This is a genomic window from Sulfuricurvum sp. (genome assembly GCF_023250475.1).
Lineage (GTDB): Bacteria > Campylobacterota > Campylobacteria > Campylobacterales > Sulfurimonadaceae > Sulfuricurvum.
Genome location: NZ_JAHFAQ010000118.1, coordinates 1 through 6,958 on the forward strand (window position 1 = coordinate 1; position 6,958 = coordinate 6,958).

The following is a 6,958-nucleotide window of genomic DNA, read 5'->3' on the forward strand; positions in this document are numbered from 1 at the left end:
TATCCGTATCCAGAGTGATCATCGGATGCATGTTACCATCACAACCGCTAAGAGCGTTATATCGGGAACCATTTTAGATATCTCTATCAAATCCATTGCCTGTAAGTTGAGCGTTTCGAAAGTCCCGCTTGTGCTGGAATCCAAAGTCAATCTGCAATTTAATCTCCCCCTTGAGCGTTTTGACGGCGGAATGGTCACAATGGTCATTCCGGGGAAAATACAATACATACAAGAGGGGGATGAGTTTACGAAGGTCGTTGTAGACATCAGCCTTGAAGAGCCGTATGAGAGCTATCTGGTCGAATACATTTATGCCCGTCAGCAGGCGCTCGTCAATGAGATTAAAACGATTGCCAACAAACTTTAAATCCTTTTACTGAGCGCTTCAATATGGCCGCTGTCTCCCAGTACAACAAGGATATCCCCTTTTTCAAGAATATCGTCTTTTTCAAATGAGGTGTACCAAATTCCCTGATGCTTGTAGGCGATAGGTTTGACTTCAAATTCCGACTCAAATATAGGGGAGAGGATGGACAAACCGACCCAGAATGAAGGGACGGTCAGTTTGGCAATCTTCATTGTGATGGAGAGATCGATCGTCTCATAGTGCATGTTTTTAACCATTTTCTTGACAATCTTCTTCGCCGATTCCATCTCGGGATAGATAACTTTGGCTGCACCGAGTTTTGAGAGGATTTGACCGTGTACCGTGGTAATGGCTTTGGCTACCACTGTCTCTACACCCAGTTCTTTAAGTGCCATGACCGTGAGGATACTTGCTTCAATGTTTTCACCGATGCTAACGACAGCCACATCGACATTAGCGATTCCCGCTTCGCGGAGAGCCCGCATATCGGTTGAATCTAGAATAACGGCATCTTGGACAAATTCATTAATCTCGCGCACCTGATCTTCATCTAAATCAGCCGCTATTACACTAAGCCCCTGCTGAGCCAGCCCTTTGGCAACGTGAAACCCAAATTTTCCTAAACCGATGACAGCGTATGTTTCCATATTAAATAACCACCTTTCCTTCTGCATATTTGATGCGGCTTTCAGCCGCTTTTCCGACCAATACAATGGTAAATGCGAAGACCCCGACACGTCCCATCAGCATCAAAATCATAATATTGATTTTCCCCCAGTCGCTAAAGAGGGCACTGTAGCTGAGGACTCCGCCATCTCCGGTTGAAACGCCTACCGTTCCGAATGCGGAGGTCGTTTCAAACAAGATGCGTAAAAACGGCAATCGCTCCACTTCGCTTAAGAGTATGGTAGAGACGACGACGTAAATCGATGCGATAAAAATAAATGCGTACGCTTTATTGATTTGAAAAGGGGAGAGCGAACGTCGAAAAATATGGACGTTCGTACTCCCGCGCAGTGTATACCATACCCCTATCAATGCCAACGCGACGGCGGTTGTTTTAATACCTCCGGCCGTACCTCCGGGGCTTCCTCCGGTCATCATGAAAAAAGTGGCAAAAAAGAGGTTCGAATCACTTAATGTCGACAAATCAATGGTGTTAAACCCAGCCGTACGGTAGTTGACGGATGCAAACCATGCAGCCAGAATTTTGTCATAAAGGCTCATTGCCCCAAACGATTTTGGGTTGTTCCACTCCATTGAGAGCAATAGTGCCATCCCCAGAACAATTAAGACCGTAGACATGATCAAAACGATTTTGGTATGGGTAGAGAGACGAAGTACCCGTCCTCTATGATAGTGATAGAGCTCTAAAAGGACAAGATATCCAAGCCCGCCTAGTATAATCAAAAACGGGATCGTCAGATTAATAACGGTATCCCCGCGGTAGCGCATTAAATTATCGCTGAATAAAGAAAATCCGGCGTTGTTAAAGGCGGATATCGCATGAAACATTCCAAACCATGCCGCGCGATCCAAGGGCATATCCACCCAAAACCGGAGGGTCAGAATCACCATACCGATAAATTCGATGACCAAGATTGTCGAAAAAACAATTTTTAAAAACCGTACCAACCCGTCTACACCGGGATGATTGAGCGACTCTTGGAGAATAAGACGATCTCTGTGTCCGATCTTTTTATTTCGCATGACCGCCAAAAATGTGACCGCCGTCATATACCCCAGACCGCCGATTTGGATGAGGGTAAGGATAATCACATGCCCGAACGACGTAAAATCAACCGGAGTATCTTTGACAATCAATCCGGTTACACAAACTGCGGATGTTGCGGTGAAAACGGCATCTACAAACCGTAATTCACCGTTATGAGCATACGGGAGAGAAAGGAGCAACGCACCGGTAAATATCAGTCCTAAAAAACTGAAAAGAATGATTTTAATCTCTTGCGTATGTATATTCTGTCCTTTATCGAATGCTTCTATAAATATATGAAAATGTTAAAGAGATTATAGCATTCATCACATATTGAATACTTAAAAGCTAAAGTTGACGTTTCGTTATAATGTTAAAAAAACAACGCTGAAATTGATGGATAAATGGATAAAACAGTAGAAGGCAGAGAAAAGTGCTACCGATGTTATCGCCCGGTAACCTCATGCATGTGCACGCATGTCAAACCGATAGTGACACGGACAAAATTTGTTATTTTGATGCATCCCAAAGAGTTTAAAAAAACTAAAAACGGCACCGGACGGCTTACCCATCTCTCTCTGCCCAATTCGGAGCTCTATATTGATGTCGATTTTAGTGAACATGCCGCCATTAATGCACTCATCGAGGATGACAATACTCTCTGTTATGTTCTCTATCCCGGGAAAAGCAGCTTGAATTTGAACACACAGACGATCGAAGCAGCCGAAAAACAGGTGGTGATCTTTATTATTGATTCGACATGGCCTTGTTCGGTAAAGATGCTGCGCGTAAGCCGTAATCTTCAAATGCTGCCGAAAGTGAGTTTTACCCACTCCAAAAGTTCCCAATTTTTGATTAAAGAACAGCCGAAAGATTTTTGCCTTTCCACGATCGAGTCAACACTCACTATTTTGGAATTGCTTCATGCACAAGGGATTGAGAAGATCAACGAGGGTGAGTTTGAGCGATTTTTAGATCCGTTTAATGCTATGGTAGAGTACCAGATCGGGTGTGCCTCACGCACGTACGAGAGCGCGAGATTTAAAAAAAGAAGAGAGGAACTCTAGCTCTCTTTTTCGTCCTCAAATTCTAGAAGCAAGCTTGCTGCGTCAACAATCTCTTTCTCCTGCTCTTTGAGCGCTTCAGCCTCTTCGACTTCGGCATGTACAACTTCTACGTATTCGATAAATATTTCAATATCTTCATCCGGTTTATAAAACTCTTTGTATCCTAAAGCGATAGCTACAAATTCGCTTCCGCATCCGAACTCCACTAATTTCTCTTGTAAATCCATCGATCAATAGGCTCCTGATGCTTTTTCTTTGTACGAGTCGAAAACTTCATCCTGCGCCGGAGCAAGCTGAAAATAGCCGTCAAGTTCACGGTGTTTTGACTGCAGAAGTGTTTCAAAATCATTTTGCGTAATCGGAATGTTGTCTTGATATTTATCCAGCAAAAGGGTGTTATTGCCCAGCAATACTAAATAACTCATGGTTCCGTAATCCAGCATTGCAACGCTGTGGGAAGGATCCAGAGTTTTTTGAAACCGTATATGAATACCGCCGCCATCACCGCTGAGGGGAAGAGGATTTGATATCGCTGCTTTTGTCTCAGCGGCTGATTTATTAAATAGCCAAGGCGTTTTAGGCTCACTGTGAATCACTGCGGCACGTTTGGTTATGTTTTGTTTCAACCAAAATAAAATTGCGATCCCCACAATTAAAATACCGATAACCACATAATAGCTTTGTTCAAATTCATTCCCTTTTTTGGTAGGAAGGGCACCTACGGATGCTTCGTCAACCGGTGCGGCTTGCGTGAGCGGATTGGCAACTTCAGGATGCATAAAACGAAGACGCAGACCGTACGAATCTGAGGTTTTAGAGGCTTGCATAATGACATCATTGGAGACTTCGGCAATAATTTGAATATTTTCATTCTCCGGCGAAATGCTAAGTTTGTTTAAATATTTAGAATTAATGTTTTTTACTTTAGGATCATCGATAAAGGCTTCTTCCAGTTTGACAACAACGGTATTGCCTTGACGATTTTGACGCAATACCCCCTCATACGGTGTATCAAATGTCAACATAACATCGACACGATCGTTACGATCGTAGACGTTGTAGCTTAATATCTTAGCTCCCCATAAAAAGGCGGGGAGCAGCAGTAACGGGAGTAAATATCTCATAGTCTCTCTTTTGAAAGGTAATAGAGTACGGCACTCGAATCGAGTACCTCGTTAATACGTATAGCTAAATTTTTCTCATAAACCATGACTTCTCCTTTGCCGATAATGCGTCTGTTTACATACGATTCAACACTCTCACCCGCCGGTTTCCCCAAATCGATGACCGATCCCTTTTCGAGTTTGAGTATCTCGTCCAGAGTCAATGTTGTTTGTCCTAAATCCGAAACAAACTCCACTTCCATATCCAGCAATCCGTCATAGTCCATCCATGAAAGCTCTTTGTCCGGATCAAAAACGTGATCTTTAGGAAGGGAAGTTTCTGCTGCTAGTGTTTCATCCATCTCTTAGAGCCTTTGCAATGCAATTGTCATTTCTCCGCCGTTAATACCGATACATCGAGAATGATCCAACTCAACCGTTGATAGCTCTTCCTCCGATAAAAGAAAAGGAGTCGCAATCGATAACGTTGTTTCGTACACCTCTCCGGCAAGTACTTTTGCACTTCCCACTATCATATTGGTCGTTTCCAAAAGCATATCAACAAGTGTTTGTTCATCACTCTCGTCTTCGCCCAAAAATATCTCAGCTATGGTTTGAATCAACATCGGATCACATCCGATATATGCACGGTGCATTTCGCCGTTTGTCGTTTCAATGTCAATGTAAGCAAAAAGTGTTCTCTTTTTTTCAGCCGTATCTCTAAAATCATAAGGGAGTCGTATTTGATGAAGGCAAAAGTTGGTTGCGGCTTCGACAATTATTGGTAACATGACATCCCTCACTCTTGTTAAAGTTCTATGAAGATTGATTATAGCGTAAAATCTAATGAACAAAAAGGGTGTTTCTTGAAGCACTTAGGGGGTATAATCGCGCGACATAAACTAAACAAAGAAATAATATGGGTATTGAATTAGTCATTTTAGGGATAGGCGTCGGTACCCTTTCCGGTTTTTTCGGAATCGGAGGCGGTACCGTAAGTGTCCCTGTGCTGCTCTATCTCGGATTCGATATTAAAGAGGCAATCGGGATATCGATAACTCAAATGGTTGCAGGTTCGTTAATGGCGGCATGGATTCACCATAAAAATCAAACGTACGCCATCGGGGATATTAAATATTTCGGTTACGGCGGTATACTGGGGGCAGTTGTCGGAGGATTTTTGGTTAAAGTACTCCATTCAGATGCCCTTGAATGGCTTTTTCTTTCGATTGTTGCCTTTACGTTGGGACGATTGGCGCTCTCCAGCCCCGAACCGACACGCACAGAGGTGGTCAATCGTCCTTTATATACGCTTGTCGGAAGTGTGATCGGTGTATTTTCGGGGATGCTTGGTGTCGGCGGATCAATTTTAATGACACCGATATTGGTCAGTTTTATGGGATTTCCTTTGAAAAAAGCGTCGGCGGTAGGACATTTTTTTGTTATTTTTTCTTCTGTTTCGGCACTTGCAACCCTTTTGTGGCTCGGAATGGTCAATCTCGAAGCGGGTCTGACTATGGCATTAAGCTCATTGTTCGGTATTATGGCCGGAATTTGGCTGTTGCATAGGGTCAAAGTAACCTATTACAAACAGATACTGGTTGTTTTTTATATCATTATTTTTGCCATTACGGCATACAAACTTATTACGGGGTAACATATGGACAAGATTAAAATTATCGGGGCACGGGAACACAACCTGAAAAATATCTCCTTGGAGATTCCCAAAAATAAACTGGTTGTTTGTACCGGAATCAGCGGAAGCGGAAAGTCAACGCTGGCATTTGATACCCTTTATGCCGAAGGGCAGCGTCGTTACATCGAATCACTTTCCTCATACGCCCGACAGTTTTTGGATCGTGTCGGCAAACCCGATGTCGATAAGATTGAAGGGCTGACCCCGGCCATCGCGATCGATCAAAAAACGACGTCCAAAAATCCCCGTTCAACCGTAGGGACGATTACCGAAATCTACGATTATCTCCGCCTTTTGTATGCCCGTATCGGGATTCAGCACTGCCATTTGTGCGGTAAACCGATTTCTAAGATGTCGGCCCAAGACATCATTTCGCAGGTATTAAAACTGCCTGATGGGGCTAAAATTATTATTTTAGCCCCGTTGGTACGGGAGAAAAAAGGAACCTTTGCCGATATTTTCGAATCGCTCCGTCATAAAGGATATGTACGCGCCATGATCGATGGAGTCATGGTGCGTCTCGATGAAGAGATTGAACTCTCCAAAACCAAAAAGCACACGGTAAAAGTGGTCATTGACCGTCTTATCATCAAAGACGATAATCATGACCGTGTCGCTCAGGATGTCGAAAAAGCGCTCAAAGAATCGTATGGAGAAGTCGAGATAGAAATCCAAAATCACGACGAAGTAGGGATGGCAGAGAAACTCATCCACTACAGCGAACACAGTGCCTGTTTCGACTGTAAAGTGAGTTTTGACCCGCTTGAACCTCTCTCCTTTTCGTTTAATTCTCCCAAAGGGGCGTGCAGCGAATGTGACGGCTTAGGGATACGCTATTCTCTGGATTATGAAAAAATCATCGATTCCGAGCTTCCGATTGAAAAAGGGGCTATCAAAATCGTTTACGGATTCAATAAAGGATATTATTTTACCTTTCTAAAAGCGTTTTGCGCTGCAGAAGGGATTAGCGTTACCGCACCGTTCTATGCCCTTGAAGAGTATCAGAAAAAA

The 6,958-nt window shown here is 43.4% G+C and carries 9 protein-coding genes and 1 pseudogene; 4 read left to right on the forward strand and 6 right to left on the reverse strand.

All coding sequences use genetic code 11. The features are described from left to right. Positions 1-367 (forward strand): PilZ domain-containing protein (locus tag Q0C19_RS09995; protein WP_295055603.1); only part of this gene is annotated, 367 nt, incomplete at its 5' end. Here the strand turns inward: Q0C19_RS09995 and Q0C19_RS10000 are convergent. Together Q0C19_RS10000 and Q0C19_RS10005 are read right to left on the reverse strand one after the other, a co-directional pair. Further along, positions 364-1,014 carry a TrkA family potassium uptake protein gene (locus tag Q0C19_RS10000; protein ID WP_295055606.1) on the reverse strand — a complete coding sequence of 217 codons (651 nt, stop codon included), beginning with the start codon at positions 1,012-1,014 and terminating at the stop codon, positions 364-366. The two genes, Q0C19_RS09995 and Q0C19_RS10000, sit on opposite strands and share 4 nt — an antisense overlap. A 1-nt stretch (position 1,015) precedes the next feature. Further along, the gene (locus Q0C19_RS10005) at positions 1,016-2,377 is read right to left on the reverse strand and encodes a TrkH family potassium uptake protein (RefSeq protein ID WP_366823201.1); all 1,362 of its coding nucleotides are present in this window, start codon (positions 2,375-2,377) and stop codon (positions 1,016-1,018) included. A gap of 108 nt (positions 2,378-2,485) precedes the next feature. Between Q0C19_RS10005 and Q0C19_RS10010 the strand changes: the two genes are divergently transcribed. After that, positions 2,486-3,148: a tRNA-uridine aminocarboxypropyltransferase gene (locus tag Q0C19_RS10010; RefSeq protein WP_295055608.1), complete on the forward strand. Its 663-nt coding sequence runs from the start codon at positions 2,486-2,488 to the stop codon at positions 3,146-3,148. On the opposite strand, the gene Q0C19_RS10015 is transcribed toward Q0C19_RS10010, so the two are convergent. From Q0C19_RS10015 to Q0C19_RS10030, 4 genes are read right to left on the reverse strand one after another with little or no spacing between them, the layout of a single operon-like run. Further along, positions 3,145-3,375 (reverse strand): hypothetical protein, encoded by a 231-nt coding sequence (locus tag Q0C19_RS10015; protein WP_295055610.1) that lies wholly within the window; start codon positions 3,373-3,375, stop codon positions 3,145-3,147. The two genes, Q0C19_RS10010 and Q0C19_RS10015, sit on opposite strands and share 4 nt — an antisense overlap. Before the next feature lie 3 nt (positions 3,376-3,378). Continuing rightward, complete coding sequence (locus tag Q0C19_RS10020) at positions 3,379-4,272, reverse strand: hypothetical protein (RefSeq protein WP_295055612.1); 894 nt, start codon at positions 4,270-4,272, stop codon at positions 3,379-3,381. Further along, entirely contained in the window at positions 4,269-4,613 is a 345-nt protein-coding gene (fliN, locus tag Q0C19_RS10025) for a flagellar motor switch protein FliN (protein WP_295055613.1), read from the reverse strand. Before fliN ends, Q0C19_RS10020 begins: the two co-directional genes overlap by 4 nt. 3 nt (positions 4,614-4,616) lie before the next feature. Next, complete coding sequence (locus Q0C19_RS10030; RefSeq protein ID WP_295055615.1) at positions 4,617-5,042, reverse strand: chemotaxis protein CheX; 426 nt, start codon at positions 5,040-5,042, stop codon at positions 4,617-4,619. 128 nt (positions 5,043-5,170) lie between these two features. Between Q0C19_RS10030 and Q0C19_RS10035 the strand changes: the two genes are divergently transcribed. Both Q0C19_RS10035 and Q0C19_RS10040 read left to right on the forward strand, forming a co-directional pair. Then, on the forward strand, positions 5,171-5,908 hold the full coding sequence (locus Q0C19_RS10035) for a sulfite exporter TauE/SafE family protein (protein WP_295055617.1): 738 nt from the start codon (positions 5,171-5,173) through the stop codon (positions 5,906-5,908). Between the two features lie 3 nt (positions 5,909-5,911). Next, a pseudogene (locus Q0C19_RS10040) lies at positions 5,912-6,958 on the forward strand (excinuclease ABC subunit A); the annotation flags it as partial.

Bases quoted from the DNA above. Each gene is read 5' to 3' on its own strand.
- Q0C19_RS10000 (WP_295055606.1), bottom strand. From the start codon at position 1,014: ATGGAAACATACGCTGTCATCGGTTTAGGAAAATTTGGGTTTCACGTT.
- Q0C19_RS10010 (WP_295055608.1), top strand. From the start codon at position 2,486: ATGGATAAAACAGTAGAAGGCAGAGAAAAGTGCTACCGATGTTATCGC.
- Q0C19_RS10015 (WP_295055610.1), bottom strand. From the start codon at position 3,375: ATGGATTTACAAGAGAAATTAGTGGAGTTCGGATGCGGAAGCGAATTT.
- Q0C19_RS10020 (WP_295055612.1), bottom strand. From the start codon at position 4,272: ATGAGATATTTACTCCCGTTACTGCTGCTCCCCGCCTTTTTATGGGGA.
- fliN (WP_295055613.1), bottom strand. From the start codon at position 4,613: ATGGATGAAACACTAGCAGCAGAAACTTCCCTTCCTAAAGATCACGTT.
- Q0C19_RS10030 (WP_295055615.1), bottom strand. From the start codon at position 5,042: ATGTTACCAATAATTGTCGAAGCCGCAACCAACTTTTGCCTTCATCAA.
- Q0C19_RS10035 (WP_295055617.1), top strand. From the start codon at position 5,171: ATGGGTATTGAATTAGTCATTTTAGGGATAGGCGTCGGTACCCTTTCC.